At 69.3% G+C, this 25414-nt stretch carries 24 protein-coding genes; 13 read left to right on the top strand and 11 right to left on the bottom strand.

Going from position 1 to position 25414, the window contains the following annotated elements; translation table 11 throughout:
• The first annotated feature begins 247 nt into the window (after positions 1 to 247).
• Genes hutH through hutI form a run of 5 tightly spaced genes read left to right on the top strand, consistent with a single transcriptional unit; the run spans position 248 to position 7070 of the window.
• The gene (hutH, locus tag ACZ5ZX_RS17720; RefSeq protein WP_465503068.1) at positions 248 to 1774 is read left to right on the top strand and encodes a histidine ammonia-lyase; all 1527 of its coding nucleotides are present in this window, start codon (positions 248 to 250) and stop codon (positions 1772 to 1774) included.
• A 4-nt stretch (positions 1775 to 1778) separates the two neighbouring features.
• Positions 1779 to 3431 (top strand): urocanate hydratase, encoded by a 1653-nt coding sequence (gene hutU, locus ACZ5ZX_RS17715; RefSeq protein ID WP_465503067.1) that lies wholly within the window; start codon positions 1779 to 1781, stop codon positions 3429 to 3431.
• On the top strand, positions 3428 to 4624 hold the full coding sequence (locus ACZ5ZX_RS17710) for an allantoate amidohydrolase (RefSeq protein ID WP_465503066.1): 1197 nt from the start codon (positions 3428 to 3430) through the stop codon (positions 4622 to 4624). The genes hutU and ACZ5ZX_RS17710 overlap by 4 nt, the downstream gene beginning before the upstream one ends.
• Positions 4621 to 5916 carry a formimidoylglutamate deiminase gene (locus tag ACZ5ZX_RS17705; protein WP_465503065.1) on the top strand — a complete coding sequence of 432 codons (1296 nt, stop codon included), beginning with the start codon at positions 4621 to 4623 and terminating at the stop codon, positions 5914 to 5916. Before ACZ5ZX_RS17710 ends, ACZ5ZX_RS17705 begins: the two co-directional genes overlap by 4 nt.
• Positions 5904 to 7070: an imidazolonepropionase gene (gene hutI / locus ACZ5ZX_RS17700; protein WP_465503064.1), complete on the top strand. Its 1167-nt coding sequence runs from the start codon at positions 5904 to 5906 to the stop codon at positions 7068 to 7070. Before ACZ5ZX_RS17705 ends, hutI begins: the two co-directional genes overlap by 13 nt.
• Before the next feature lie 27 nt (positions 7071 to 7097).
• Here hutI and ACZ5ZX_RS17695 read toward each other — a convergent pair whose 3' ends face one another.
• Both ACZ5ZX_RS17695 and ACZ5ZX_RS17690 read right to left on the bottom strand, forming a co-directional pair.
• Positions 7098 to 7856 carry a hypothetical protein gene (locus ACZ5ZX_RS17695; RefSeq protein ID WP_465503063.1) on the bottom strand — a complete coding sequence of 253 codons (759 nt, stop codon included), beginning with the start codon at positions 7854 to 7856 and terminating at the stop codon, positions 7098 to 7100.
• On the bottom strand, positions 7853 to 8062 hold the full coding sequence (locus tag ACZ5ZX_RS17690; protein ID WP_061981192.1) for a hypothetical protein: 210 nt from the start codon (positions 8060 to 8062) through the stop codon (positions 7853 to 7855). Before ACZ5ZX_RS17690 ends, ACZ5ZX_RS17695 begins: the two co-directional genes overlap by 4 nt.
• A 116-nt stretch (positions 8063 to 8178) precedes the next feature.
• On the opposite strand from ACZ5ZX_RS17690, the gene ACZ5ZX_RS17685 reads away from it, so the two are divergent.
• Both ACZ5ZX_RS17685 and ACZ5ZX_RS17680 read left to right on the top strand, forming a co-directional pair.
• Positions 8179 to 9783, top strand: coding sequence for a sensor histidine kinase (locus ACZ5ZX_RS17685; protein WP_465503114.1), 1605 nt, complete (start codon positions 8179 to 8181; stop codon positions 9781 to 9783).
• A complete protein-coding gene (locus tag ACZ5ZX_RS17680) occupies positions 9758 to 10432 on the top strand; it encodes a response regulator transcription factor (RefSeq protein ID WP_465503062.1) in 675 nt (224 codons plus the stop codon). The genes ACZ5ZX_RS17685 and ACZ5ZX_RS17680 overlap by 26 nt, the downstream gene beginning before the upstream one ends.
• Here the strand turns inward: ACZ5ZX_RS17680 and ACZ5ZX_RS17675 are convergent.
• Entirely contained in the window at positions 10377 to 11498 is a 1122-nt protein-coding gene (locus ACZ5ZX_RS17675) for an FAD-dependent monooxygenase (RefSeq protein WP_465503061.1), read from the bottom strand. The genes ACZ5ZX_RS17680 and ACZ5ZX_RS17675 overlap by 56 nt on opposite strands.
• 43 nt (positions 11499 to 11541) lie before the next feature.
• Here ACZ5ZX_RS17675 and ACZ5ZX_RS17670 point away from each other — a divergent pair, with 43 nt between their 5' ends.
• Positions 11542 to 12087 (top strand): TetR/AcrR family transcriptional regulator, encoded by a 546-nt coding sequence (locus ACZ5ZX_RS17670; protein ID WP_465503060.1) that lies wholly within the window; start codon positions 11542 to 11544, stop codon positions 12085 to 12087.
• 79 nt (positions 12088 to 12166) lie between these two features.
• Here ACZ5ZX_RS17670 and ACZ5ZX_RS17665 read toward each other — a convergent pair whose 3' ends face one another.
• Genes ACZ5ZX_RS17665 through ACZ5ZX_RS17655 form a run of 3 tightly spaced genes read right to left on the bottom strand, consistent with a single transcriptional unit; the run spans position 12167 to position 14858 of the window.
• Entirely contained in the window at positions 12167 to 12913 is a 747-nt protein-coding gene (locus tag ACZ5ZX_RS17665) for an ABC transporter permease (RefSeq protein WP_465503059.1), read from the bottom strand.
• Positions 12910 to 13944 carry an alpha/beta hydrolase family protein gene (locus ACZ5ZX_RS17660; protein ID WP_465503058.1) on the bottom strand — a complete coding sequence of 345 codons (1035 nt, stop codon included), beginning with the start codon at positions 13942 to 13944 and terminating at the stop codon, positions 12910 to 12912. Before ACZ5ZX_RS17660 ends, ACZ5ZX_RS17665 begins: the two co-directional genes overlap by 4 nt.
• The gene (locus ACZ5ZX_RS17655; protein ID WP_465503057.1) at positions 13941 to 14858 is read right to left on the bottom strand and encodes an ABC transporter ATP-binding protein; all 918 of its coding nucleotides are present in this window, start codon (positions 14856 to 14858) and stop codon (positions 13941 to 13943) included. The genes ACZ5ZX_RS17660 and ACZ5ZX_RS17655 overlap by 4 nt, the downstream gene beginning before the upstream one ends.
• A gap of 135 nt (positions 14859 to 14993) precedes the next feature.
• Between ACZ5ZX_RS17655 and ACZ5ZX_RS17650 the strand changes: the two genes are divergently transcribed.
• Positions 14994 to 15782 carry an ion transporter gene (locus ACZ5ZX_RS17650; protein ID WP_465503056.1) on the top strand — a complete coding sequence of 263 codons (789 nt, stop codon included), beginning with the start codon at positions 14994 to 14996 and terminating at the stop codon, positions 15780 to 15782.
• A gap of 4 nt (positions 15783 to 15786) precedes the next feature.
• Here ACZ5ZX_RS17650 and hrpB read toward each other — a convergent pair whose 3' ends face one another.
• Together hrpB and ACZ5ZX_RS17640 are read right to left on the bottom strand one after the other, a co-directional pair.
• On the bottom strand, positions 15787 to 18174 hold the full coding sequence (gene hrpB / locus ACZ5ZX_RS17645; RefSeq protein ID WP_465503055.1) for an ATP-dependent helicase HrpB: 2388 nt from the start codon (positions 18172 to 18174) through the stop codon (positions 15787 to 15789).
• Positions 18171 to 19001 (bottom strand): glutamate ABC transporter substrate-binding protein, encoded by an 831-nt coding sequence (locus tag ACZ5ZX_RS17640; protein ID WP_465503054.1) that lies wholly within the window; start codon positions 18999 to 19001, stop codon positions 18171 to 18173. Before ACZ5ZX_RS17640 ends, hrpB begins: the two co-directional genes overlap by 4 nt.
• Before the next feature lie 91 nt (positions 19002 to 19092).
• Between ACZ5ZX_RS17640 and ACZ5ZX_RS17635 the strand changes: the two genes are divergently transcribed.
• A complete protein-coding gene (locus ACZ5ZX_RS17635; RefSeq protein WP_465503113.1) occupies positions 19093 to 19581 on the top strand; it encodes a MauE/DoxX family redox-associated membrane protein in 489 nt (162 codons plus the stop codon).
• 2 nt (positions 19582 to 19583) lie between these two features.
• Positions 19584 to 20381, top strand: a complete 798-nt coding sequence (locus ACZ5ZX_RS17630) for a DsbA family protein (RefSeq protein ID WP_465503053.1) — start codon at positions 19584 to 19586, stop codon at positions 20379 to 20381.
• A gap of 68 nt (positions 20382 to 20449) precedes the next feature.
• On the opposite strand, the gene ACZ5ZX_RS17625 is transcribed toward ACZ5ZX_RS17630, so the two are convergent.
• Positions 20450 to 21334 carry a LysR family transcriptional regulator gene (locus ACZ5ZX_RS17625; RefSeq protein ID WP_465503052.1) on the bottom strand — a complete coding sequence of 295 codons (885 nt, stop codon included), beginning with the start codon at positions 21332 to 21334 and terminating at the stop codon, positions 20450 to 20452.
• 134 nt (positions 21335 to 21468) lie between these two features.
• On the opposite strand from ACZ5ZX_RS17625, the gene ACZ5ZX_RS17620 reads away from it, so the two are divergent.
• The gene (locus ACZ5ZX_RS17620) at positions 21469 to 22284 is read left to right on the top strand and encodes a ThuA domain-containing protein (protein ID WP_465503051.1); all 816 of its coding nucleotides are present in this window, start codon (positions 21469 to 21471) and stop codon (positions 22282 to 22284) included.
• A 71-nt stretch (positions 22285 to 22355) separates the two neighbouring features.
• On the opposite strand, the gene ACZ5ZX_RS17615 is transcribed toward ACZ5ZX_RS17620, so the two are convergent.
• Positions 22356 to 23063, bottom strand: a complete 708-nt coding sequence (locus ACZ5ZX_RS17615) for an RraA family protein (protein WP_465503050.1) — start codon at positions 23061 to 23063, stop codon at positions 22356 to 22358.
• 9 nt (positions 23064 to 23072) lie between these two features.
• Positions 23073 to 24023, bottom strand: a complete 951-nt coding sequence (locus ACZ5ZX_RS17610) for a hypothetical protein (protein WP_465503049.1) — start codon at positions 24021 to 24023, stop codon at positions 23073 to 23075.
• 183 nt (positions 24024 to 24206) lie between these two features.
• On the opposite strand from ACZ5ZX_RS17610, the gene ACZ5ZX_RS17605 reads away from it, so the two are divergent.
• Positions 24207 to 25400, top strand: coding sequence for a lipid-transfer protein (locus tag ACZ5ZX_RS17605; RefSeq protein WP_465503048.1), 1194 nt, complete (start codon positions 24207 to 24209; stop codon positions 25398 to 25400).
• Positions 25401 to 25414 lie beyond the last annotated feature (14 nt).

The raw sequence follows: 25414 nt of genomic DNA, 5'->3' as shown, positions 1-25414 counted from the left end.
ACCTTTGCTATCGCTTCTCTCAACGTTGAGAGAAGCGATAGCAAAGGTCCCTTGCTCTCTTTCCGCAGGTGGGCGCCGCGACTGTGTGGATTTCGCTTCATCTGACGCAGCAAAATCCACACAGCCCCTCCCGTCGTGGGCCGGCGATAGCAAAGGTCCCCTGCTCTCTTCCGTTGTGTCTTGGATACCAGACACAACCACCGGTTGGGGCCGCCCACCAGCGGGCATGGCGTTGTCCAATGGGGCTATGCCGGAAACCGTACTTCTGGGGACCGAACCGCTTCGGCCCGAACAGGTCGTCGCGGTCGCCCGTGACCACTCGCCCGTCGCGGTCAGCGAAGCGGTCGAGAAGAACCTCGCCGCGACGCGTCAGCACATCGACAACCTCGCCCACGCCGAGACGCCGACGTACGGCGTGTCGACCGGTTTCGGGGCGCTTGCCACCAGGCACATCCCGCTCGAGAGTCGCACCGCGCTCCAGCGGTCGCTGATCCGTTCCCACGCGGCAGGCGCGGGGCCGGTCGTCGAGACCGAGGTCGTGCGCGCCCTGATGTTGCTGCGTCTCCGCACCCTCACCAGCGGCTACACCGGCGTCCGCCCGCAAACGGCGCAAGCGCTTGCGGCCCTGCTCAACGCCGGAATCACCCCGCTTGTGCACGAGTACGGCTCCCTCGGCTGTTCCGGCGACCTCGCGCCCCTGGCCGCCGTCGCGCTCGCGCTGATGGGGGAGGGCGAAGTCGAGTACAGGGGCGAAGTCGTCCCGGCAGGCGAAGCGCTGAAGCACGCTGGGATCGAGCCTGTCGTCCTCGCGGAGAAGGAGGGCCTCGCCCTCACGAACGGGACCGACGGCATGCTCGGCATGCTCCTGTTGGCCGCGGCCGACCTGCACAGGCTCCTCGACACCGCCGACATCACCGCGGCGATGAGCGTCGAAGCGCTCCTCGGCACCGATCGCGCCTTCGCCGCCGACCTCCAGGCCCTGCGCCCGCACCCCGGGCAGGCGCTGAGCGCCCAGCGCATGTGGACGGCGCTCCAGGACTCGAAGATCGTCGAGAGCCACCGCGGCCCGGACTGCAATCGCGTCCAGGACGCCTACTCCCTCCGTTGCGCACCTCAGGTGCACGGAGGCGCACGCGACAGTCTCACGCACGCCGAACTCGTCGCCGAGCGTGAGCTGCATTCCGCGGTCGACAACCCGGTCGTGCTGTCCGACGGCCGAGTCGAGTCGAACGGCAACTTCCACGGCGCGCCGGTCGCCTACGTGCTCGACTTCCTCGCCATCCCGCTCGCGGACGTCGCGAGTATCGCCGAGCGCCGCACCGACCGCATGCTCGACAAGGCCCGTTCGCACGGGTTGCCGCCGTTCCTCGCGTTCGACCCCGGCGTCGACTCCGGCCACATGATCGCCCAGTACACGCAGGCCGCGGTGGTCAGCGAACTCAAACGTCTCGCGGTCCCGGCGTCGGTCGATTCGATCCCGAGCAGCGCCATGCAGGAGGACCACGTCTCGATGGGCTGGTCCGCCGCGCGCAAGCTGCGCAAGGCCGTCGAGGGGCTCAACACCGTCCTCGCCATCGAACTGCTCACCGCCGCGCGGGCGCTCGACATGCGCGCGCCCCTGGTCCCGTCGCCGGTCACCGGCCGCGTCCGGGATCTGGTCCGTACCAAGGTCGAGGGCCCCGGCCCCGACCGTCATCTGGCGCCGGAGATCGCCGCCGCCGAAGAACTCGTCGCGTCGGGCGCCGTCCTCGCCGCGGCCCGACTGGAGGTCTGAGCACATGTCCCGCACGGTCCGTGCCGCCCGAGGCACCACACTCACCGCGAAGAACTGGCAGACCGAAGCCGCCCTGCGGATGTTCCACAACAACCTCGACCCCGAGGTCGCCGAACGCCCCGACGACCTGGTCGTCTACGGCGGCACCGGCAAGGCCGCCCGCAACTGGGCCAGTTTCGACGCGATCACCCGCGAACTGACCACTTTGGAGCGTGACGAGACTCTGCTCGTCCAGTCGGGCAAGCCGGTCGGGGTGTTCCGCACGCACGAATGGGCGCCGCGGGTGCTCATCGCGAACTCCAACCTCGTCGGCGACTGGGCGACCTGGCCGGAATTCCGCCGCCTGGAGGCGCAGGGCCTGACCATGTACGGCCAGATGACCGCGGGGTCCTGGATCTACATCGGCACACAGGGAATCCTGCAGGGCACTTACGAGACCTTCGCCGCTGTCGCGAAGAAGCGGTTCGGAGGCAGCCTCAAGGGCACGCTCACCGTCACCGCCGGCCTCGGTGGCATGGGTGGCGCGCAGCCGCTGGCCGTCACGATGAACGACGGCGTCGCGCTCGTCATCGAATGCGACCCGCAGCGCGCCCACCGCCGCGTCGAGACCCGCTACCTCGACGAGGTCGCCGACGACCTCGACGACGCGATCCGCCGCGTGGAAGCCGCGAAGAAGGAGAAGCGCGCGCTGTCGGTCGGCGTGGTCGGCAACGCCGCCGAAGTGCTGCCCGAACTGCTGCGCCGTGGCGTCGAGGTCGACATCGTCACCGACCAGACCTCCGCGCACGACCCGCTTTCCTATCTGCCCAAGGGCGTCGCCGTCGACGAGTGGCAGGACTACGCGGACAAGAAGCCCGACGAGTTCACCGAACGCGCCCGCGAGTCGATGGCCGACCATGTCGAAGCGATGCTCGGCTTCCTCGACAAGGGAGCCGAGGTCTTCGACTACGGCAACTCCCTGCGCGGAGAGGCGAAACTCGGCGGCTGCGAGCGCGCGTTCGACTTCCCGGGATTCGTGCCCGCCTACATCCGCCCGCTGTTCTGCGAAGGCAACGGCCCGTTCCGCTGGGCGGCGCTGTCCGGTGACCCGGAGGACATCGCGGCGACCGACCGCGCGATGCTGGAACTGTTCCCGGAGAACGAATCGCTCGCCCGCTGGATCAAGCTGGCTGGCGAACGCGTTGCCTTCCAAGGACTTCCGGCGCGGATCTGCTGGCTCGGCTACGGCGAGCGGCACCTCGCCGGTCTGCGGTTCAATGAGATGGTGGCCAGCGGCGAGTTGAAGGCGCCGGTCGTCATCGGCCGCGACCACCTCGACTCGGGCAGCGTCGCCTCGCCGTACCGCGAGACCGAAGGCATGGCCGACGGTTCCGACGCGATCGCCGACTGGCCGCTGCTGAACGCGCTGGTCAACACCTCGTCGGGCGCCAGCTGGGTGTCGATCCACCACGGTGGTGGCGTCGGCATGGGCCGCTCCATCCACGCCGGTCAGGTCAGCGTGGCCGACGGAACCCTGCTCGCCGCGCAGAAACTCGAGCGCGTGCTCACCAACGACCCGGGCATGGGCGTCATCCGGCACGTCGACGCGGGCTATGACCGCGCGGCCGACGTCGCCGACGAGCGCGGGGTCCGCGTACCGATGCGGGACGCCCAGTGACCGCCTCCTCGCTGCTGGCGGAGATCGCGGACGTCGGCCGCGACCCGAAGCGTGGCGGCTATTCCCGGCACGCCTTCGACGCGGCCGAGACGGAGCTGCGCGCGTGGTTCGTCGAACGCGCGGGACGGCTGGGACTGGGCGTCGAGACCGACCGCAACGGCAACCTCTGGGCCTGGTGGGGTTCGCCCGGTCCGGACGCCGTCGTCACCGGCAGCCACCTCGACTCGGTGCCCGGTGGTGGCGCCTTCGACGGCCCGCTCGGGGTCGCGAGCGCGCTCGACGCGGTGGAGACCTTGCAAGCCAAGGGATTTCGTCCCGCCAAGCCGTTCGCCGTCGTGGTCTTCGCCGAGGAGGAGGGCGGCCGGTTCGGCGTGCCGTGCCTCGGCTCGCGGCTGCTGACCGGGGCCATCGACGCGGACAAGGCACGCGGTCTGCGCGACCCCGATGGCGTCACGTTCGCCGAAGCGGCGGCGAAATCCGGTCTCGACCCCGAACGGGTCGGCCGGGACCCCGAACGCCTCGGTCTGATCGGGCGGTTCCTCGAACTGCACGTCGAGCAGGGGCGCGGGTTGATCGACTTCGGCTCGCCGGTCGCCGTCGGCAGTACGGTGATCGCGCACGGCCGGTGGCGCTTCTCCTTCCAGGGACAGGGAAACCATGCCGGTGCCACGCTGATCGGCGATCGTCGCGATCCGATGATCCCGGCGGCCGAGACCGTGCTCGCCGTGCGGAAACTGGCGAAGGCGACGGCCGACGCCAGGGCCACGGTCGGCAGGCTCGTGCCGGTTCCCGGCGGGACCAACGTCATCGCGTCCACTGTGGACCTGTGGCTGGACGCGCGGGTGCCGGGTGCCGGCACACCCGAATTGGTCGCGGAGATCGCGAAGCTGGCCGAGGATGCGGCGGGCCAAGAGGGCTGCCGGGTCGAGGTCACCAGGGAGTCGTACGCGGGCGACGTGGTCTTCGACGACGCGCTGCGCCGTGACCTGGGTACTTGGCTCGGCGGGCCGCCGGAGCTGCCGACCGGCGCCGGACACGACGCGGCGATTCTCGCCGGGTTCGTCCCGTCCGGAATGCTCTACGTGCGCAATCCCACCGGGATCAGCCATTCTCCGGAGGAGTTCTCGGAGGCGGAGGATGTCGACCACGGTGCTCGCGCGCTCGCGGACGTCCTGGAGAAACTGTCGACATGACGACATATTGGTGTGAACGGGCCTGGTTGCCGGACGGGATCACCGACGCCGTCCGGATCGAGGTCGACGGTGGGCTGATCACGGCCGTGGCGGCGAACGCGCCCCGTGCCGGGACAGTCCTCAATGGACTGACGCTGCCGGGGTTCGCGAACGGGCACTCGCACGCGTTCCACCGGGCGCTGCGGGGCAGGACGCACCACGATCGCGGGACGTTCTGGACCTGGCGCGAGCGGATGTACTCGCTCGCGTCCAGGCTCGATCCGGACTCGTACCACCGGCTGGCGCGCGGTGTCTACGCCGAGATGGTGCTGGCCGGGTACACGAGTGTCGGCGAGTTCCACTATCTGCACCACGCGCCGGGCGGAAAGCCTTATGCCGAGCCGAACGCGATGGGGGAGGCGCTGCGGCAGGCCGCCGCCGACGCGGGGATCCGGCTCACCCTGCTCGACACCTGTTATCTCGCCGGCGGCATCGGCGTGGAACCCGACGAGGTGCAACGACGGTTCTCCGACGGGTCCGCCGCGAAGTGGGCGCGGCGAGTCGGCGAATTGCGGGAGCGGGAGACGTTCCGGGTCGGCGGCGCGATCCATTCGGTGCGTGCCGTTCCCGAGGATCAACTATCCGAAGTGGATAGTGGGTCGGGGCCGCTGCACATCCATCTTTCCGAGCAACGGGCCGAGAACGAGCAATGCCTGGCTGCCTATGGCCGGACGCCGACAGGTCTGCTTCACGACCACGGTGTGCTCAGCGAGCGGCTCACCGCGGTGCACGCGACGCATCTGACCACGGAGGACGTCGAGTGGCTTGGCGAGGCGCGGAGCCGCGCCTGTTTCTGCCCGACGACCGAACGGGATCTCGGTGACGGCATCGGTCCCGCACGGACGCTGCTGGACGCGGGTGTGCGACTGTGCGTCGGGAGCGACAGCAACGCGGTCGTCGACGCGTTCGAGGAGACCAGGGCGCTGGAACTGAACGAACGGCTCGCCAGCGAGCAGCGCGGCCGGTTCACCGCGGAGGATCTGCTCGCGGCGGCGACCGAGCACGGCGCGATCGGCTGGCACGAGGTCGGCGAGCTGGCCGCGGGGGCGGGCGCGGACTTCGTCACCGTCGGCCTCGATTCGGTGCGGACCGCGGGAATCGAGCCGTCCGGGGTGGTCTTCGCCGCTTCCGGGGCGGACGTGCGGAACGTCGTGGTCGCCGGGCGTGAGATCGTCCGCGATGGCGCGCACCAGCTGATCGACCGGCCGGAAACGGTCTTGGCCAAGGAGATCGAGGCATTGTGGCAGTCCTGATCACGGGTATCGGCGAGCTCACCACGAACGACACCGAGCTGGGCAAACTCCGCGACGCCGCCGTCGTCGTCGAGGGCGAGACGATCGCTTGGGCCGGTTCGGCGGCGGACGCGCCCGACGCCGATGAGCGGATCGACGTCGAGGGACGCGCGGTGCTGCCCGGCTGGGTGGACAGCCACACGCACCTCGTCTTCGCCGGGGACCGGACTGCCGAGTTCGAGGCACGCATGGCCGGGAAGGCGTACAGCGCCGGGGGGATCGCGGTCACCGTCGAGGCGACGCGGTCGGCTTCGGACGAGCAGCTGGCGGCGAACCTGCGGCGTCACGTCGACGAAGCGGCGAAGCAGGGCACGACGTGCCTGGAGACGAAGACCGGGTACGGGCTGAACGTCGAAGACGAGGTGCGCTCGGCGCGAATCGCGGCCGATGTAGCCGACGAGGTCACCTTTCTCGGCGCCCATCTGGTGCCACCTGGTGCCGACGCGGAGTCCTATGTGGACCTGGTGTGCGGTGACATGCTCGACGCCGTGGCGCCGCTCGTGCGGTGGGCGGACGTGTTCTGCGAGACCGGCGCGTTCGACGAGGCGCAGTCCGGGCGGGTGCTGAAGGCGGCGCGGGAACGCGGCCTGGGACTGCGGGTGCACGGGAACCAGCTGGGGGAGGGGCCGGGCGTGCGGCTCGCCGTCGAGCTGGGGGCGGCGAGTGTCGACCACTGCACGTACCTGAGCGAAGCGGACGTCGAGGCTCTCGCGGCTTCGGACACCGTCGCGACCCTTCTGCCGGCGTGTGACCTTTCGACCCGGCAGCCGTTGGCTCCGGCGCGGCGGCTCCTGGACGCCGGAGCGACGGTCGCGCTGGCGAGCAACGCGAACCCGGGCAGCTCGTACACGACGTCGATGGCCTTCTGCGTGACGACCGCGGTGCTGCAGATGCGGATGACGATCGAGGAGGCCGTCTGGTCGGCGACGGCGGGCGGCGCTCGGGCTCTGCGGAGGGACGACGTCGGGGTGATCCGGCCCGGCGCGCGGGCGGACCTTCAGGTGCTTGAAGCGCCTTCGGTCACCCATCTCGCGTACCGGCCGGGCGTGCCGCTGACGGTCGGTGTGTGGCGGCGCGGGAGGCTGCTGACCAGCGGTTTCGGCTCAAAACGATAGCAAAGGTCCCTTGCTCCCCCGGCGGGATCAGGAGGCTTGGCCGAGGGTTTCTTCGACGCGCTCGCGCAGGGCGGGCGGGAGTTCGCCGAGCAGGTGTGACCACTGCTCGATCCGCTTCTCGCTCAGGTGGGTGAGCAGGTCGAGCAGAGACGGCCACAGGCCCTCGTCGGCGGCCGCGACCCGGAGGAGGCCACGGAACCGGTCTTCGGACAGCAGGCCGAGGACGTGATCGATCCGGCTCTTGTCGTCGAGGACGAACGCGATCCGGATCAGCGCTTCGTCGCCGATGACGTCGAGAGCCTTCCGAACCGTCGGATCGGGCAGATGGCCGACGAACCGGCCGACGGTGATCCAGTCCTCTCGGCGCACCAGTTCTCCGGCGACCGCGACGACGGTGTCGAGCGGGATCCGGGTGATGATCGCGCTCGCCCGGCGCGGGTCGAGTTCGGCCGCGACGTCGGCCAGGAAGCGCGGCTTCAGCCGCTTCGCGACGTCGACGCCCCGAGCGACGTCCACCAGCCCGGCGATCCGCGCGCACAGAAGCGGGCCGAAGACCTTCTCGGCGATCTTCGCCAGAATCGGGCCGGGGACGAGTTTGCTCGCCATCGCCATCCGCTCGAGGACGGCGAGGTTGGCGTCGAACAGCGTGTCCGTCACCTGCTCGCGGAACGCCTGCAGTTCGGCGGCGTCCACGCGATCGAGGTAGGCGAGTCGCTCGGGCGTGGTGCCCAGGACGCGCGCGAGTTTGAGGATCTCCGCCTGCGAGGCGAAGTTTTCGGTGGTCACAGGCCCACCACCCGGCGGACGGTGCCACGGAGAAGGGCGGGTACGTACTTCAGGCCCTCTTCGCCCGCTTCCGCCAAGGCCTTGGCCTGGCGGTGGCGCGCGTCGCGCAACGCGTCGGAGAGGTCCTGTTTCTCGTGGTCGGCCAGCGCTTCGATGCCTGCCGGGACAGGACCGCCTAGCTGACCGGAGAGTGTGCGCTCGGCCATGGTGGATCATCATGCCTCATCGATCCGGGGGAAGCAGGGGACCTTTACTTTCGTCCATGGCGGACCGCTGGTCACGGCTTGTAGCGTCCCAGTCTGTGAAGGACGCGGAGGAGCCCGTGCGGCGCGGGCGGCGGCTGATCATGGACGTCGCGCTGTGGCTCGGGCTCTGTGGCTGGGTGACCATCGACGCCGGCTCCAGCACGAAGCACTGGGAACTGCTCTTCGGGCTCACCGCGACCACGGCCGCGATCGCGGTGGCGCGCCGGTACCCGCTGATCTCACTCGCCATCGCCATGGTCGCGAGCTTCATCGTGCTGGGCAGCTTCGGCGGCCGGGTGCCGATCTGGGAGGGCTTCCTCCTCGTCGCCGTGAGTTACCTCGCGGGCTACCGGCAGCCGGTGGCGAAGCCGATGTTGCGGGTGTTCACCGTCGTCTCCGTGATCGCGGTCCCCGTGGCGCTGCTGTGGAGCAAGGACGGTTTCTCGTCCTGGGGCGCACTGCTCGGCATCCTGGTCTTCGCGTCGGTGACGCCGTGGCTCTTGGGTCGCTACGTCCGGCAGCGCGAGGACATGGCTCGCGACGGCTGGCGCCGCGCCGAGGAGATGGAGAGCCGTCAGCGGCTCATCGCCGACCGCGCGCGGCTGCGCGAACGGACCCGGATCGCCAGCGACATGCACGATTCGCTGGGCCACGAGCTGAGTCTCATCGCGGTGCGCGCGGCGGCGCTGGAGGTCGCGAGCGGACTCGACGAGCAGCAGCGGCAGGCCGCCGGCGAATTACGGCAGAGCGCCGCGACGGCGACCGAGCGGCTGCGCGAGATCATCGGCGTGCTGCGCGAGGACGACGCCCCGACCGAGCCGGTGGACGAGCGCATCGACGAACTGCTCGACCGCGCGAGGGCCTCCGGCGTGCTGATCGAGTCCTCTGTGGACGCTCAGGTCGACGGCGAACCGGGGATGGTCGACCGCGCGGCGTATCGCGTGGTCCAGGAGTCGTTGACGAACGTCGTCAAACACGCGCCGGGAGCCGCCGTCACCGTCCGGGTCACGCGCTCGGCGGGGCAGACGGACGTCGTGGTCACCAACGCGCCACCGCCCGCGGGGCCGCTGCCGGGCCGGTCTTCCGGCCGCCGTGGCCTGATCGGCCTGCGCGAGCGGGTCCGGCTGGTCGGCGGGACACTGCGCGCGGGGCCGAGCGGCGGCGGGTTCGAGGTCAGCGCCACGCTGCCGCATGACGCGGCGCCTTCGGAGGAATCGCCGGAGAGCCAGGCGGCGATGGACGCGGAGGTCGGGCAGTCGACATCGGCCAGGGAACTGGAACGCGCCCGCCGCGACGTGCGGCGCAGCCTGATCCAGGCGATCGTCATTCCGATCGGGCTCTTCGGCCTGGTGGTCGGGATCAGCGGGGTGGTGTTCCTCGTCCAGTGGTACGGATCCGAACTCCCCAGCGGAGCCTACGAGCGGATCAGGGTGGGCCAGACGCGGGCGGAGATCGCGCCCGTCCTGCCCGGCGGTCAGCGGATCGCGCGGCCGCGGGCGGTGGAGCCGCCGGTGCCCGCGGGAGCGGTATGTGAGTACTACGGCACCGAGCGCACCGTGTTCAACTTGAACTACGAGGCCTATCGGCTGTGTTTCGCCGACGGGAAACTCGTGGCGAAAGACGTGATCAGTGAGGACGAGCAAAGGGGGAACCCGGATGATCCGGGTGGTGCTGGCCGATGACGAGGCGATGATCCGGGCCGGTGTGTCGGCGATCCTGGCGGCCGACGCCGAAATCGAAGTGGTCGCGGAGGCCGAAGACGGCCGTTCCGCCGTCGAGCAGGTGCGCGCGACCAGGCCGGACGTCGTGCTTCTCGACATCAGGATGCCGGTCATGGACGGGCTCAAGGCGGCGGAGGAGATCCGGCGGCTGCTGCCCGAGGTCGGGGTGATCATGCTGACCACGTTCGGTGAGGACACCTACATCGAACGCGCCCTCGGCCTCGGCGCGAGCGGCTTCCTGCTGAAATCCGGTGATCCGCGCGAACTGCTGTCCGGGATCCACGCGGTCGCGGGTGGAGCGGCGTTCCTCTCACCGAAGGTCGCGCAGCGGGTCATCGCCCGCTTCTCCGGTAACCAGGTGTCCCGTGCGGAAGAGGCGAAGGCGTTGATCGGCAAGCTGACGCCACGTGAACAGGAAGTGCTGGCACTGCTGGGTTCCGGACTGTCCAATGCGGACATCGCGGGCAAGCTGTTCGTGGTCGAGGGCACGGTGAAGGCCTACGTGAGCACCATTCTCAACCGGCTCGGCGCGCGGAACCGGGTGCAGGCCGCGATCACCGCGTACGAGGCGGGGCTGGTCGGCGGGGAACCGGAGGCGTCCAGCCGCTGATGCCGGCCCCGATGCGGGCGGTGAGCGCGCCGGGAAGCAGTCGCAACACACCGTTGCGGACGGCCACGGCGACCGGGTTCCTCAACTGTGGCCCCATTTTGCCCGCCTGAATCGACGATTTGACCACCGACTGGCTGCGCGGGCGGCGTTGCTCGTCGTAACTCTTCAGCGCCGCGTCGACGTCCTCGGTGGTACTGAGCGCGGCGGCGAGGACGACGGCGTCTTCGATCGCCTGGCAACCGCCTTGGCCGAGGAACGGCGGCATCGCGTGCGCTGCGTCGCCGAGGAGGGCGACCCGCCCCTTCACGTAGGACGGCAGGGGAGTGCCGAGCAGGTAAAGGTCGTGGTGGAGCAGCGTCTCGGGGGTGGTGGCGTCGATAAGCTCCGGGATCGGTTCGTGCCAGCCGCCGAAGCGTTCACGGAGATAGGCCTTCGGGTCTTCGTGCCGGATGCCCGCTTCGGCGACGTAGCTCGCCCACCAGTAGACGCGGCCGTCGTGGAGCGGGATGACGCCGATCTCGGCGCCGTCGTCCCAACTCGTACTGAGTTCTGTCGGATGCGGGAGTGCGGTCACGGCGCGGAAGGCCGTGCTTCCGCTGTAGACCGGTGCGGGATGCCGTGGCCACAGCTGCTTCCGGAGTGCGCTGTGGATTCCGTCGGCGGCGATGACGACGTCCGCGTCGAGACCGCCGAGGTCGGTGACCGCGGTGCCGGTGCGGACGCTTCCGGCGGGCAGGGCGTCACGGAGTGCCTCGATGAGGTCGGCGCGGTGGATGGCGGCGAGCGGTCGGCCGTGGTGACGGCGGAACGCGTCGGCGTCCCATCGGGTGATGCGGCGGCCTTTCCGGTCATGGAGGCCGCCGGACGCTTGCTCTTGGAGCTTGCCGAGGCGGATGCCCAGTGTTTCGAGTGAACGCAGGGCGTTCGGCCACAGGGAGATGCCCGCGCCCACGGCGGTGAGTTCCGGCGCCTGTTCCAGGACGGTGACCTCCCAGCCGATGCCGTGCAGCCCGATGGCGGCGCCGAGTCCGCCGATTCCCCCGCCGATCACGATCGCTTTGCGCATGTCGACCTCCTCTACATGTGTAGAGTACTACTACACTTGTAGAGTGCGAAAGGCGATAATCGGAGACGCGGCCATCGAGGTGATCGCGGCCGAAGGGATGCGCGGGCTGACGCATCGCGCTGTCGACCGGTTCGCGGGGCTGCCGTCGGGATCGACCTCGTATTACGCGCGGACGCGGGCGGCGCTGCTGGAGCTGGCGATCTCGCGGATGGTCGAACTCGACGAGGTGACCATCGAGCCGCGGCCCGGGAAACTGGCCGAGTACTTGGCGGGGTTCGCGCACGCGGCGATCACGCGGGGACGGACGCGGATGCTGGCGCGGTACGAGTTCGCGCTGGAGGCGACGCGGCGGCCGGAGTTGCGCGAGGCCTACGACCGCGGAGGGCTGGTGATCCGGCGAAGGTGTGCCGAGGTGCTGGCCGACCGCGGGTCGGCGGAGCCGGAGCGGCACGCGAGGGTGCTCGTCGCGTGGCTGGACGGGACGATCTTCGACGCGCTGGCCGGGACCGGGTCGCTGCGGCCGCCGGGGCTGGCGGAGCTGACGCGGGACGCGGGGGAGGTTTTGGCTGGGCTCGGGGTGGCGGGGTAGGCCGCGTAGCGAGGGATGCGGACTGTGTGGATTTTGCTGCGTTAGATGAAGCGAAATCCACACAGTCACGGCGTCCCCCTCAGGCGTCCCGGCGCCGGAGCACGGTGGAACCGGTGACGAGACCGGCCGCCGCCCAAGCCGTACAGAGCGCGATGCCGACCCAAGGCGCGTAGGGCGCGACGCCGCCGAAGATCGGGTTCGGCTCCCCTGAAGTGACCATCGCGTTGACGCCCGCGAAGCCGGGGAAGTAGTTCACGATGTCTTCCCCACCGAGTGAACCGGCGAACATCGGGATCATCACCAGGAGCACGAAGACCGTCACGATCGTCCCTGCCGTGCTCCGCAGCGCCGTCCCGAGCCCGAGGCAGAGCAGGCCCAGCAGCGCGAAGTAGCCGCCCATGCCCGCCGAGGTCGCGAGGACGTCGCTCACCGAAGAATCCCGCGCGGGGATCAGCGGCGCCGAGATCGCCACGCCGGCGAGGGTGTTCAGCACGCCGTAGCCGAACAGCACCGGCAACAGGACGGCCGATTTCGCCGCGAGGACCCGGTTCCGCACGGGAACCCACTGCAGGGTCGAGCGGATGCTGCCACTGGCGTACTCGCTCGTGATGAACAGCGTCGCCAGCGCGACCACGGCGAACTGCGTGAGATAAAACGCCGCCCCGGTCACCACGGCGTGCGGGGCCATCGAGCGTTCGACGCCGGAGTTCGCGGCGAGGCCCAGCGCGCCGGAATAGGCGAGCATCAGGACCAGCCCGCTGATCAGGCACCACCAGGTGGAGCGGACCGACCAGAACTTGGTCCATTCCGAAGAGATCGTGTTCATCGTGCGCTCCACTGCTTGAAGAAGGCGGTCAGCCGGTCACGGTAGAAGTCCAGTGCCTCCCGCGAACCGATCGAGCCGTACTGGTTGCGGACGAAATCGGCGGGCAGTGAGGACCGCAGGCCCAGCTGGTCGATCAGGATCGCGCCGTCGGTCACCGAGGAGTGGCCGCTGTTCTCGAGCAGATGCCGTTCCTTCGGCCCGGTGAGCCGCGGCCAGGTCTCGTCCCACGTCGGGCTGTAGTACTGCTCGCCGATCGGGCTGGCCAGCAGCAGGAACGGCCGGTCCAGCGAAACCGTGCCGAAGAACGGGCCGTCGACGTTCACGCCCGCCTTGATCCGCCGGTCGGCGACCATCGACGCGGCCGTCGCCGAACCCCCGGCCGAGTGACCGGCCATGCCGATTTTCGCCGGATCGATGGAGAAGCGCCGGTCCTTCAGCAAGGTGTCGATGACGAACGACACGTCGACGGCGCGGTTCTCGATCGCCGACGGCCATGGTTCGCCGGGAAGTCCACAAGGGACACATTGGCGGAGACCGTCGGGGAACTCCGTCGCCCACGCTTCGTAGGCGTGATCGACCCCGGCGACCACGAAGCCTTGTGCGGCAAGGCGTTCGGCGACCGCGGCCAGGGTGATCCGGTTGTTGCCCGCGCCGGGCGACAGCACCACCAAGGGACGACGTCCGGGCAGTGAGGGCGCGTTCTCCCTCGAATGGACCCGCACCTCACTCAGCGTGTCCGGCGGCAGGTCGAGTTTCCGTCCGGCGATCGCCGCCGCCGACTCCGCGCGCGTCATGTACAGCGGGGCGCGGCCGATCGGGGCCGCCGGGTACCAGACGTTGACCATCAGCTCGCGCCGCTTTTCGGGCACCCAGGGGTCGGCTCGCCGCTGATCGGTGAGGTGCAGTGTGCGCAGGCCGATCGGGAACGGGCCGCCCGGCGCGGGCAGGGACGGATTCGGCGAAGCGGACGCGGCCGACGGCACTCCCAGCAAGACGGCGATCACCGCCACCAGGACCATGAGTGACTTCATGCCGCGACTCCCGTTCCGTACTCGACCGACGAGGCGGTCAGTTCCATGTAGGCCTGCTCCAGCGACGCGGTCCGTTCGGTCAGCCCGTGCACGCGGATCCCCAGTTCGTGCACCACGTCGCCGACACCCGCGACGGACAGGTCGTGCACGATCAGTTCGTCCTGATCGGTTTCGGTGCTCGCGCCGAGTGCGCGCAGCCGCTGTTCGAGCGCGCGCAGGTCGGCGGGAGCGGGTAGCCGCACCGCGACCGACGTCCGCGAGTTGCCCGCGATGAATTCGTCGACCGGGGCGTCGGCGAGCAGTTTCCCCTTGCCGATCACGACGAGCCTGTCCGCGGTCAGCTGCATCTCGCTCATCAGATGGCTCGACACGAACACCGTGCGACCCTCCGCGGCGAGTGACCGCATCAGGTGCCGTACCCAGCGGACGCCGTCGGGGTCGAGGCCGTTCACCGGCTCGTCGAACATCAGCACACCGGGGTCGCCCAGCAGGGCGCCGGCGATGCCGAGCCGCTGTCCCATCCCGAGCGAGAACGCACCGGCTCGCTTGCCCGCGACGTCGGTGAGACCGACCGTCGCGAGCACTTCGTCCACCCGGCTCGCCGGGATCCCGTTGCTGCGCGCCATCGCCAGGAGGTGCTTGCCCGCGCTCCGACCGGGGTGCAGCGCCTTGGCTTCCAGCAACGCTCCGACCTCACGCAGCGGATACCGCAGGTCCGCGTACTGCTTGCCGTCGATACGGACCTCGCCGCCGCTCGGGGCGTCGAGGCCGAGCGTCATCCGCATGGTCGTCGACTTCCCGGCGCCGTTGGGACCCAGGAAACCGGTCACCTTGCCCGGCTCGACGGCGAAGGTCAGCCCGTCGACGACCGTCTTCTCCCCATAGCGCTTCGTGAGTCCTCGAAGCGTGATCATCCGCGTCCTCCTTCGTGTCGTGCCAGTTTCCGGCGTGGTGGCCCCCGCGGGCATTGCCCCGAAGTCATCGGCCACCCCTTACTTTCGGCAGGTGCCGTTCGGCACGAGTCACCGCGGAAAGGCACAATCGGCGCCATGACCACCCGTGGACAACGGCGCGTGAATCCGCTCGACCTGGTGATGCTCGCACTCGCCGTGTTCTCCGTCGGCCTGCTCGTCTATGTGACGTTCTTTCCGCATTCGGACGAGACGGCGCATCGCGTCTTCATCATCGACACGACGGTGTGCGGGCTCTTCGCACTCGAATTCCTGTGGCGGTGGCGGCGCAACGGCTGGGAGAAATGGTTCCCGCTGCGCAACTGGTACGAGATCCTCGGCATGATCCCCATCGCGCATCCGGCGCTGCGCGGGTTCCGGCTGTTGCGGATCATCGTGGTGCTGGTCCGGCTCGCGCGGACGGCGGACCGCGCCTTCGGGGAGCAGTTCACCCAGCGGCTGGTCGAACGGCTGTCGCGGCCGATCGTGCTGGCGATCAAGAAGCCGATCACGATCGCGGTACTCGACGAGGTCGTCAAGGTGCTGGAAACCGGGAACTACCCCCAGAACCTCGCGCGTTCGCTGCGCGAGAACCAGACACAGCTGCGGGGGATCATCGCCGAGAAGCTGAAGAACGACCCGCAGGCGGGGCGGCTTTCGAGGCTGCCGTTCCACGACGAGGTGGTCCGTTCGGTGATCGACACCGCGATGCGCGTGATCCTCGAAGTACTGACGGATCCGCGGACCGACGAGTTCTTCGCGCATGTCGTGCGGGAAAACCGGGAGCAGATCCGCAGCGCGGTGCAACTGGGACTGAACGAGCAACTGGACGACGAGGAGCTGGCGGAGCGGCTGCCGACCCGGCCTCAGCACCAGATGATGGACTGACCGGTCAGGAGCCGCGCCGCGTGGTCCGCCGGGTGGGGGCGGCGCTCAGCGGGTCGTCCGGCCACGGATGCTTGGGGTAGCGCCCGCGGAGATCGGCCCGCACGGCGGCATAACCGTTGCGCCAGAACGATTCCAGATCGGCGGTGACGGCGGCGGGCCGCCCGGCCGGCGAGAGCAGATGCAGGACGACGGGGACGCCCGCCAGTTCCGGTGTCGCGAGCCAGCCGAAGGTTTCTTGCAGTTTCACGGCCAGCACCGGCTGCTCACCCGAGTAGTCGACCCGGATCCGCGAACCCGACGGGACCTCCAGCCGGTCCGGCGCCAGTTCGTCCAAACGCGACGCTTCGGGCCACGGCAGCAGGCCGCGTAGCGCGGCACCCGCGTCCAGCGACGCCAGGTCCGACCGGCGGCGTGCCGAGCCGAGGTCGAGCCAGGAGTCCAAAGTGGACAAGAGTGTCGCGTCATCGACCGGTGGCCAAGGTGAACCCACTACCCGATGCAGGAAGGCCAACCGCTCACGGAGCCGCCGCCCGTCCTCGGACCAGCGCAACAGGCCGAGCCCTTCGGTGCGCAATCCCTCCAGCAGCGCGGCGCGAATCTCGTCCGGCGCGGGCGAACGCAGTGGCTTCTCCGACAGCACGATCGCGCCGAGCCGCCGTATCGAACGCGCCACGACGTCACCTTGGGACCAGTGCACCTCGTCGGCCGACGAAACCAGATTCGGTGCCGCGCGGACGGCGAGGTCCTCGTCGGCGGGCGCGGCCAGCCGGATGATGCCCTGCGCGCGGCCGGGGTCGCGGGTCGCTTCGGCCACCGCCAGCCATTCGACGTCGGCCAGCCCGCTGCCGCGCGGCAGTTCCGCCGCCGTGCCACCGGCCATCAGATAGACCGGCGTACCCGCGGAACGCCGTCGGGCGAGCCGTTCGGGATGCGCCAGCGCCACGATCAGCGCCGGATCGGGCGCGCCACCGCCGTCGGGCACCAGCTTGGTGAGCCGTCGCACGTCGGACTTCCAGCGGTCGTCGCCCCGTATACGCCGCAGTTCCGCTTCGAGGTCGGTGAGGGTGCCGCCGCTGTCCAGCAGCGCGACGACCTCGGCGGCCGAACGCGCGTTGGTCCGCGCCGCGCCGTCCAGCAGCGCCCTGGCCAGTCGCGGATGCAGGCCGAGCCCGGCCATCTTCCGGCCGCGTTCGGTCACCGTTCCGTCTTCCGTGGTCGCGCCGAGCGTCGTCAGCAGCGCGCGACCGGCGGCGAGCGCGCCTTCGCCGGGCGGGTCCCACCAGGAGAGCCCGGAACCGTCCGGAGTGGACCAGCACGCGAGCTCCAAAGCGAACCGGGCCAGTTCGGCCGTGCGGATTTCGGGTTCGGGGTACGCGGGCAGGGAACCCTGCTCGTGGGCCGCCCAGCAGCGGTAGGCCCGTCCCGGCGCTTCACGCCCGGCCCGTCCGGCGCGCTGCTCGGCGACAGCCGCCGAAACGCGCACGGTCGCCAGCCCCGGCAGTCCGCGCCGGTGATCGACACGAGGCACCCGGGACAACCCGCAGTCCACCACCGCGCGCACGCCCGGCACGGTCAAACTGGACTCGGCGACCGACGTCGAGAGCACCACCCTGCGCCGAGCGCGGGGGCGCAGCGCGTCGTCCTGGCTCGCCGCCGAAAGCCGTCCGTGCAGTGGCAGCACGTCGGCGTCCAGACCGCTGAGCAGCCCGCTCACCCTGGCGATTTCGCCTGCACCGGGGAGGAACGCGAGGACATCGCCGTCCCCTTCGGACAGTGCTTTGTGGATAGCGCGGACCACGGTCGCCTCGATCCGCTCGCCGCGCGCGGGTGGCTGATACGAGACATCGACCGGAAAGGTCCGTGCCCGCGCGGTGATCACCGGCGCGTCCCCGAGCAGGGCGGCCAGCCGTCCGGCCGCCACGGTGGCGGACGTCGCGAGCAGGCGCAGGTCGTCCCGCAGCCCGGCGCGCACGTCCAGCAGCAGCGCGAGCAGGAGGTCCGCGTCGAGGTGGCGCTCGTGGCATTCGTCGAGCAGGACGGTCGAAACCCCGGCGAGTTCGGGATCGCCCTGCACCCGCCGGACCAGCAACCCGGAGGTGACGACTTCGATCCGCGTCGAAGACGACACCTTGCGGTCCCCGCGCACCGAATAGCCGACCGTCTCGCCGACCCGTTCACCCAGCAGGGACGCCATCCGCGCCGCCGCGGCCCGAGCGGCCAGCCGCCGCGGTTCGGCGACGATCACCCGGCCCTCGCCGTCGTCGAGCGCGAGCGGCACCAAGGTGGTCTTGCCGGTTCCAGGGGGCGCGACGAGCACCGCGGTGCCATGCGCGTCGAGGGCGGCTCGGAGTTCGGGCAGGACGGCGCGAACCGGCAGGTCGGGGAGGGTCACTGCTCGGTGACCCGCGGTGGGGGAGGGATGCGGTAGCCGGACGGGCCGATGTTGCGGTTCAGCGAGGCCAGCCATTCACCGGACGAGATCATCTTCTGGATGGCCCTGGCCACCGCCGCGCGCCCTTCGTTGTCGCCCTTGCGCAGGCCGACGCCGTATTTCTCGGTGGAGAACGGCTTGCCGACGACCCTCAGCAGTTCCGGGTTCTGCGCGACGTACCCGGCCAGGATGACGTCGTCGGTCGTCACCGCGTCGACCTGTCCCGCGAGCAGTGCCGTGACGCAGTCCTGGTAGCGCGGGTATTCGACGAGCTGGACGGCCTGCGCGAACTTGTCGCGCACCTGCTCGGCCCCGGTGGTGCCGCCCACGGCGCACAGTTTGCGGCCGTTGAGATTCTCCGGACCGGCGATGTCGGTCGACCGGAGGCGGACCAGCAGATCCTGGCCCGCTTCGAAATAGGGACCGGCGAAGTCGACCACCTGTTTGCGTTTCTCGGTGATCGAGTAGGTCGCCACCATCAGATCCGTGATCCCGGATGTTATGTCCGTCTCACGAGTCGACGGTTTGCTCTCATGCCAGGTGATGCGGTCCTGGTCCACGCCCAATTCACTCGCGACGTACTTCGCCACGTCGACATCGAAGCCGACGTAGCGGCCGTCGACCGTCCGTTTCGAAAGCCCCGGCTGGTCGAAGCGGATGCCGATGGTGAGCTTGTTGGCTCCGACGGCGCGCGCGACGAGCGAATCCGACGGACCGGCCTCCGGCCCGCAGGCCGCCACAGTTGTGACCAGCGTCAAGCAAGCCGCCAGCAGAGCACGTCCCCTCATCGGGTGCCTCCGTCCGCCGCCTCACATTGTTCTCAGGGTTGCCCGTTAGCCTAGGCCCGTGCGTAGACCGCCCCAAGTCGTGCTCGACGCCGTGGGCACCCTCGCCCGGCTCGGACTGGCCGCCGTCTGGTTGATTTCCGGAGCGCTGAAGATCAGCGATCCGGGGCAGACCTACATCGCGGTGCAGGCTTTCGACGTCCTGCCGGACGGGCTCGTCCGCCCGGTCGCGATCGGGATGCCGCTCGCCGAACTGGCGCTCGGCCTGTTCCTGCTCGCCGGGTTCGTGACCCGCTGGGTGTCGGTGCTGTCGGTGCTGCTGCTCGCGGTGCTCATCGCCGCGATCGCCCAGTCCTGGGCGCGCGGGCTGAGCATCGACTGCGGCTGCTTCGGTGGTGGCGGTCAGATCGCCGCGGATCAGACGCAGTATCCGCAGGAGATCGCCAGGGACCTCGGGTTCGCGTTGCTGGGCGTCTGGTTGATCGTCCGGCCGCGGACCTGGTTCTCCGTGGACGGCTGGCTCGGGAACTTCCGTGCCCCCGCCGACGACGACTATGTGGGTATCGCTGAAGGGAACGAATAATCGTGGGTGGAGCTGAGCGCAACGCTCGGAAACGCAAGCAGCAGCAGACGGCGGCGCGCTCGGTGGCACAGGCCAGAGGCGTCGCCGGCGGCGACAAGAAGAAGGTCGTCGCGATCACGGTCGCCGTGGTCGTGCTCGCCGCGCTGGTGATCGGCGGTGTCCTCTGGACGACGTCCAGCAAGAACAGCACCGAAGGCAAGGTGATCCAGCCGCAGGCGTCGGCGACGGTGGCGCCCGGTGTCGTCCAGAAGCGTGACGGGGCCGTCGTGGTCGTCGGCAAGCCGGAGGCGAAGAAGTCGATCGACATCTACGCCGACTTCCTCTGCCCGATCTGCAAGCAGTTCGAGGAGAAGTTCAAGGACCAGATCCAGGAGCAGGTCAACAACGGCGTCCTGCAGGTCCGCTACCACATGCTGCCGATGCTCAACCAGCGCTCCGACCCGCCGGGGTACTCGATGGACTCCGCCAACGCCTCGCTCGCCGCGGCCGACGCCGGCAAGTTCCTCGCCTTCCACGACGCGCTGTTCAAGGACCAGCCGCAGGAAGGCGGACGAGGGTTCGACAAGGCGCAGCTGATCAAGCTCGGCCAGGACGTCGGCATCACCGACCCGGCTTTCGCCACGGCGGTCAACACCGGTGTCTACGAGCAGCAGATCCAGGACGCGTACAAGAAGACCTCCACGGATCCGTCGTTGCAGCAGGACTTCGGCAATGGACCCGGTTTCGGCACACCGACCGTCGCTTCGAACGGCCAGGTCGTGAAGCTCGAGGACGGCTGGGTGCAGAAGGTCGTCGCCTAGTTTCTCGCGTGAAGGCCCCCTTCCCTCGGCTGAGCCGAGGGAAGGGGGCCTTCACGCTGTTCGGGGAGTCAGGGGCGCGCGGAGGAGGCGACGTTCGCGAAGGCCTGTACGCGAGCTGTCTCCGCGGAACGCGGCCAGACGAGGCCCCACTCGACGTCGGGTGATCCCGTGAAGGGCACAAAGCGGATTCGCGGGTGGCTGAAGTACTCCCGCGCGTGCGCGGCGAGGGGACAGATCCCGGCTCCGGTGGCGATCGCGGCGAGCAGTTCCTGAAAGGTCGCGAACGGCTTGCCCCGCGTCACCGGATGTCCGGCCGGGGTCAGCCACTGCCTCGGCTCCTCGACCCAGTACGGCTCCGGCGGATGCGCCGCGCGGAGGACGGTGTCGCGGGCGAGATCGTCCAGGGTCACCGACTTCCGCCGCGCGAACGGATGTTTCGACGACACCGCGAGCACCATCGGTTCGGAGTACACGGCCGAGCCGGTGGTGAGATCGGCTTCGTCGGCCGGAAGCAGGGTCACCAGGACGTCGATCTCCCCCGAGCGCAGCATCGCGAACGGGTCGGCGAAATCCGCCTCCCGGATCAGCAGTTCCGTTTCCGGGTAGCGCTGCCGGAAGCGGTCCAGCAGGCTCTCGACGAGGTCGGCGACGCCGGGGGCCTCGAAGCCCAGTCGTAGCACTCCACCAATCCCGCGTCCCGCGGTGATCGCGCGCTCGATGCCCTCGTGCAGCGCGCGGTAGGCGGGCCCGAGGTCGTCCCGCAGCCGCCTGCCGATCGGCGTGAGCTGGACCCGCCTGCTGGTGCGGGCGAACAGAGGCGCGCCGATCCGGCGCTCCACCTGTTTGATCGTCTGGCTCACCCGTGCCTGCGAGACGTGCAGCCGCTCCGCGGTGCGGCCGAAGTGAAGCTCGTCGGCCAGCGTCAGGAAGATCTCGATGTCCCGCAGTTCCATAATCCACAGGTTATCGATCCGGGGCCGTGCCGATCACCGGCAACCGTCTTTCCGCTTAGGTCTAGACCACCTGCTGGCTGTCATGCATTAATTCAAGCCTTGAATTTATACTCCTGGCTTGGGTGGTGAGCAAGATGAAGAAATTCGTACTCCGGCTCGCTCTACTGTTCGCCTCATGTCTCGCGCTGGCCATGGCGCCGGTGCCTGCCGGGGCCGCGCCCGCCTTCAAGGTGCTGGCCTTCTACAACGGCACCTACGACGCGGCGCACATCAGCTTCGTCAAGGAAGCCAACCAGTGGTTTCCGAAAACCGCCGCGGAGAACAACTTCGGCTACACCGCGACCAACGACTGGAACCGGCTGAACTCCCTGCAACCGTCGCAGTACCAGGTCGTGATGTTCCTGGACGACCTGCCGCAGACCTCGGCGCAGCGCGCGGGCTTCGAGCGCTACATGCGGGCGGGCGGCGCGTTCTTCGGCTTCCACGTGGCCGCGTTCACCACCGATCCGTCCACTTGGGACTGGTACCACCACAGGTTCCTCGGGACGGGCGCGTTCAAGTCGAACACGTGGGGCCCGACGACGTCGACGCTGCGCGTGGAGAACCGGTCACACCCCTCGACGACGCGGCTGCCCGCGACGTTCACCTCGTCGGTGAGCGAGTGGTACGCCTGGGCCAGCGACCTGCGGAAGAACCCGGACATCCGGATCCTCGCGTCGGTGGACCCGGTGAGCTTCCCGCTCGGGACCGACCCGAATCAGTCCTGGTACAGCGGGTATTACCCGATCCTCTGGACCAACGACAAGTACAAGATGCTGTACGCCAACTTCGGCCACGACAAGATGAACTACGAGACGAACCAGCCGTTGTCGTCGACCTTCGCCAGTGAGGTGCAGAACCGGTTCGTCATCGACGGCCTGCTGTGGCTCGGGGGAGCGAAGACCGCCTAGAGACCTGCCGGAGGGCCGGGCCGGGGGTGTTTTCCCTGGTCAGGCCCTCCGGCGAGAGCAAAGGTCCCTTGCTACTCCTCGATGGCGCCGCCGACTGCCCGCAGGTGCTCCCGGAACGTCAGCGAAGGTGACTTCTCGCGCTCCACGAGGAAGTCGGCGAAGCGCACCTGTTCGCGAAGGGTCTCTCCGGCGCGGATCCGCTCGGCTTGCCGTCGTTCGGTGTCGCGGATGGCTTCCGCCCGGTCCAGGACCTCGTCGGCGCGGTCGGCAGGGACGAACAGCACGCCGTCCTCGTCGCCGAACACGAAGTGGTCCCTGGTCACCGTCCATTCCCCGACGACGGCCGATTCCAGTGCACCGTCCGGGCGGGCGGAGACCGAGAGCGGTCCGGTCGGGATCGAGCCGAGGCTGAACACCGGCAGGTCGATCTTCTTGATGTCGGCGGTGTCGCGGTGCAGGCCCCAGATGACGACACCGCTCAGCCCGGCCGCCTCCGCTTCGAGGACCGCCAGGTCGCCGACGCAGCTTTCGTCGAGCCTGCCGCCGTTGTCGACGACCAGGACGTCGCCGGGGTTCGCCGTTTCGTACGCCTCCAGGAAGACGTCGACACTGCCGACGTGCCGGGCGGGGATGACCCGCCCGGCGACGCGGCTGCCGGGCACGATCGCGTGCGTTCCGGCCGGCGCGCAGCGGACCGGGACGCGGGCGCGGACGCAGCCGTCGGTCAGATGCGCGGTGGTCAGCAGGGAGAACCGCTGCCGAAGCTCCTCGGGATCCATGCTCCGACTTTAGCCACGGCGCCACACCACGGGTGTGTCGTAAGGCCCGTGCTCCGGCAGGGTGCCCGCGACTTCCCCGTTCTCTCCCGCGATGGTCGCGCAGCCGCGGGACGGCGCGGGAAGCGTCTCGACCTCGCCGCCGAGCGGCCATACGGCGGGAATCGTCGAGAAATCCGGGGTTCTCAGGCAGCCGGCCACCTGTCCCGAGCTGGTGAGCGCGTTCGCCGTCATGCTGTCCGGCACCGGAACGGAGGTGTCGAAGGCCGTCCACACCCGGGCGCCGCCTTCGAGGTCGGCCAGTACCTTGCCGCCCCGGATCGCGAGGGCGCGTGACTCACGGATGCCGTCGGGAAGCACGAGCTTCTGCGCCACCCCGTCCTTCCAGAGCCAGGTGCTGCCGAACTGTTCCTGCATAAGGATCGTGCCGTCGTGGTCGACGTCCACCGGGCTGAGCAGCGGCGGGGAGTCCAGCCGCACCGGGTGCGCGCGGTCGCCGCCCGGCCAGAACGCCGCCCAGGAGCCGTATCGCGGATCGTTGAACACCGTGCCGACGATGTCGCCGCGGTCGTTGATGCCGGTGACCCGCGTCTGGGCGTAGCCCGGCACGTTCTCCAGGACCTGGAACGCGCCGTTCTCGAAGACGAGCGAGCGATTGGTCCGGGTGGAGATCGCGTAGCTGTTGAGGAGAACGGTCCCGGACGCGTTCTCGTCCACGGTGTCGACGGTGTTGTAGCCCGCCGGGACGCCGTGGTCGTGGACGGTCCCGCCGGACCAGGTGAGCAAACCGCCGTCGAAGTGTCCCGCGTAGCTTCCGGCCCCGTCGGTGGCCACGACCCGGAGAGCGTCGCCGCCGGGCGGCAACGGCAGGTAGCTCATCGTCCAATCGCCCGCCGATGCCGTGCCCGCCGACAGCAGTCCGGCGGCGACGGTCGCGGCGAGAACCATGCTCGTTCTTCTCATCGAATACCCCCTGTGAAGTGGTGTTCTCCCTGTTTAACGGGGGTGTGAACCGCCTGTCTGCGTCACCTGACACTCAACGTGCGGTAAGTAACATCCGTGCAGTCCTGTATGTAAGGGGTTGATAAATACAGTCCTGTCTGTATCTTCAATTCCAGTAGCGACCCGGCAAGGGCAAGGAGCGTCGTGGTGGGCAACAAGGTGTACGTCGTCGGCGTCGGCATGACGAAATTCGAGAAACCCGGACGCCGCGAGGACTGGGACTACCCGCAGATGGCCAAGGAGTCCGGGACCAAGGCGCTCGAAGACGCCGGGATCTCCTTCGACGAGGTGCGGCAGGCCTACGTCGGCTACGTCTACGGCGAGTCGACCTCGGGGCAGCGCGCGGTCTACGAACTGGGCATGACCGGCATCCCGGTGGTCAACGTCAACAACAACTGCTCGACCGGATCGACCGCGCTCTACCTGGCCGCGGAGGCGATCCGGGGCGGCCGCGCGGACTGCGTGCTCGCGCTTGGTTTCGAGAAGATGCAACCGGGTTCGCTCGGTTCGACCTACGACGACCGCGAGCAGCCGATGGGCAGGCATCTCCAGGCGCTCGCGGAGATCTCCGAAGTGCTCTTCCCGCCGGCACCGTGGATGTTCGGCGCGGCGGGCCGCGAGCATATGAAGACCTACGGCACGACCGCCGAGCACTTCGCCAAGATCGGCGAGAAGAACCACCGGCACTCGGTGAACAACCCGTACGCGCAGTTCCAGGAAAGCTATTCACTGCAGGACATCCTCGACTCGCGGATGATCTACGACCCGCTCACGAAGCTCCAGTGCTCGCCGACCTCGGACGGTTCGGGCGCCGCGATCCTGGCCAGTGAGTCCTTTGTGGACTCGCATGGGCTGGCGGGGCAGGCGGTCGAGATCGTCGGGCAGGCGATGACCACGGACTTCGCGAGCACGTTCGACGGCACCGCGAAGAACATCATCGGCTACGACATGAACGTCCAGGCCGCACGCCAGGTGTACGACCAGGCCGGGCTCGGCGCCGAAGACTTCCAGGTCATCGAACTGCACGATTGCTTCTCCGCCAACGAACTCCTGCTCTACGAAGCGCTGGGACTCTGCGCCGAAGGGGAAGCCGGGAAACTCGTCGATTCCGGGGACACCACCTATGGCGGCAAGTGGGTCGTCAACCCGTCCGGCGGGCTGATCTCCAAGGGGCACCCGCTCGGCGCCACCGGCCTCGCGCAGTGCGCCGAGCTGACCTGGCAGCTGCGCGGTACCGCGGACAAGCGCCAGGTCGACGGCGTCGAAGCCGCACTGCAGCACAACATCGGACTCGGCGGCGCCGCCGTCGTCACCGCCTACCAGCGCGCCGAGCGCTGAGCACCGAAAGGAAC

The organism is Amycolatopsis sp. NPDC033938, assembly GCF_055575975.1.
The sequence above is the reverse complement of the archived record's forward strand: the minus strand, read 5'-3'. Positions and strand labels throughout refer to the sequence as shown.

Bases quoted from the DNA above. Each gene is read 5' to 3' on its own strand.
- hutH (WP_465503068.1), top strand. From the start codon at position 248: ATGCCGGAAACCGTACTTCTGGGGACCGAACCGCTTCGGCCCGAACAG.
- hutU (WP_465503067.1), top strand. From the start codon at position 1,779: ATGTCCCGCACGGTCCGTGCCGCCCGAGGCACCACACTCACCGCGAAG.
- ACZ5ZX_RS17705 (WP_465503065.1), top strand. From the start codon at position 4,621: ATGACGACATATTGGTGTGAACGGGCCTGGTTGCCGGACGGGATCACC.
- ACZ5ZX_RS17690 (WP_061981192.1), bottom strand. From the start codon at position 8,062: ATGGCCGAGCGCACACTCTCCGGTCAGCTAGGCGGTCCTGTCCCGGCA.
- ACZ5ZX_RS17680 (WP_465503062.1), top strand. From the start codon at position 9,758: ATGATCCGGGTGGTGCTGGCCGATGACGAGGCGATGATCCGGGCCGGT.
- ACZ5ZX_RS17675 (WP_465503061.1), bottom strand. From the start codon at position 11,498: ATGCGCAAAGCGATCGTGATCGGCGGGGGAATCGGCGGACTCGGCGCC.
- ACZ5ZX_RS17665 (WP_465503059.1), bottom strand. From the start codon at position 12,913: ATGAACACGATCTCTTCGGAATGGACCAAGTTCTGGTCGGTCCGCTCC.
- ACZ5ZX_RS17660 (WP_465503058.1), bottom strand. From the start codon at position 13,944: ATGAAGTCACTCATGGTCCTGGTGGCGGTGATCGCCGTCTTGCTGGGA.
- ACZ5ZX_RS17655 (WP_465503057.1), bottom strand. From the start codon at position 14,858: ATGATCACGCTTCGAGGACTCACGAAGCGCTATGGGGAGAAGACGGTC.
- ACZ5ZX_RS17650 (WP_465503056.1), top strand. From the start codon at position 14,994: ATGACCACCCGTGGACAACGGCGCGTGAATCCGCTCGACCTGGTGATG.
- ACZ5ZX_RS17640 (WP_465503054.1), bottom strand. From the start codon at position 19,001: ATGAGGGGACGTGCTCTGCTGGCGGCTTGCTTGACGCTGGTCACAACT.
- ACZ5ZX_RS17625 (WP_465503052.1), bottom strand. From the start codon at position 21,334: ATGGAACTGCGGGACATCGAGATCTTCCTGACGCTGGCCGACGAGCTT.
- ACZ5ZX_RS17620 (WP_465503051.1), top strand. From the start codon at position 21,469: ATGAAGAAATTCGTACTCCGGCTCGCTCTACTGTTCGCCTCATGTCTC.
- ACZ5ZX_RS17615 (WP_465503050.1), bottom strand. From the start codon at position 23,063: ATGGATCCCGAGGAGCTTCGGCAGCGGTTCTCCCTGCTGACCACCGCG.
- ACZ5ZX_RS17610 (WP_465503049.1), bottom strand. From the start codon at position 24,023: ATGAGAAGAACGAGCATGGTTCTCGCCGCGACCGTCGCCGCCGGACTG.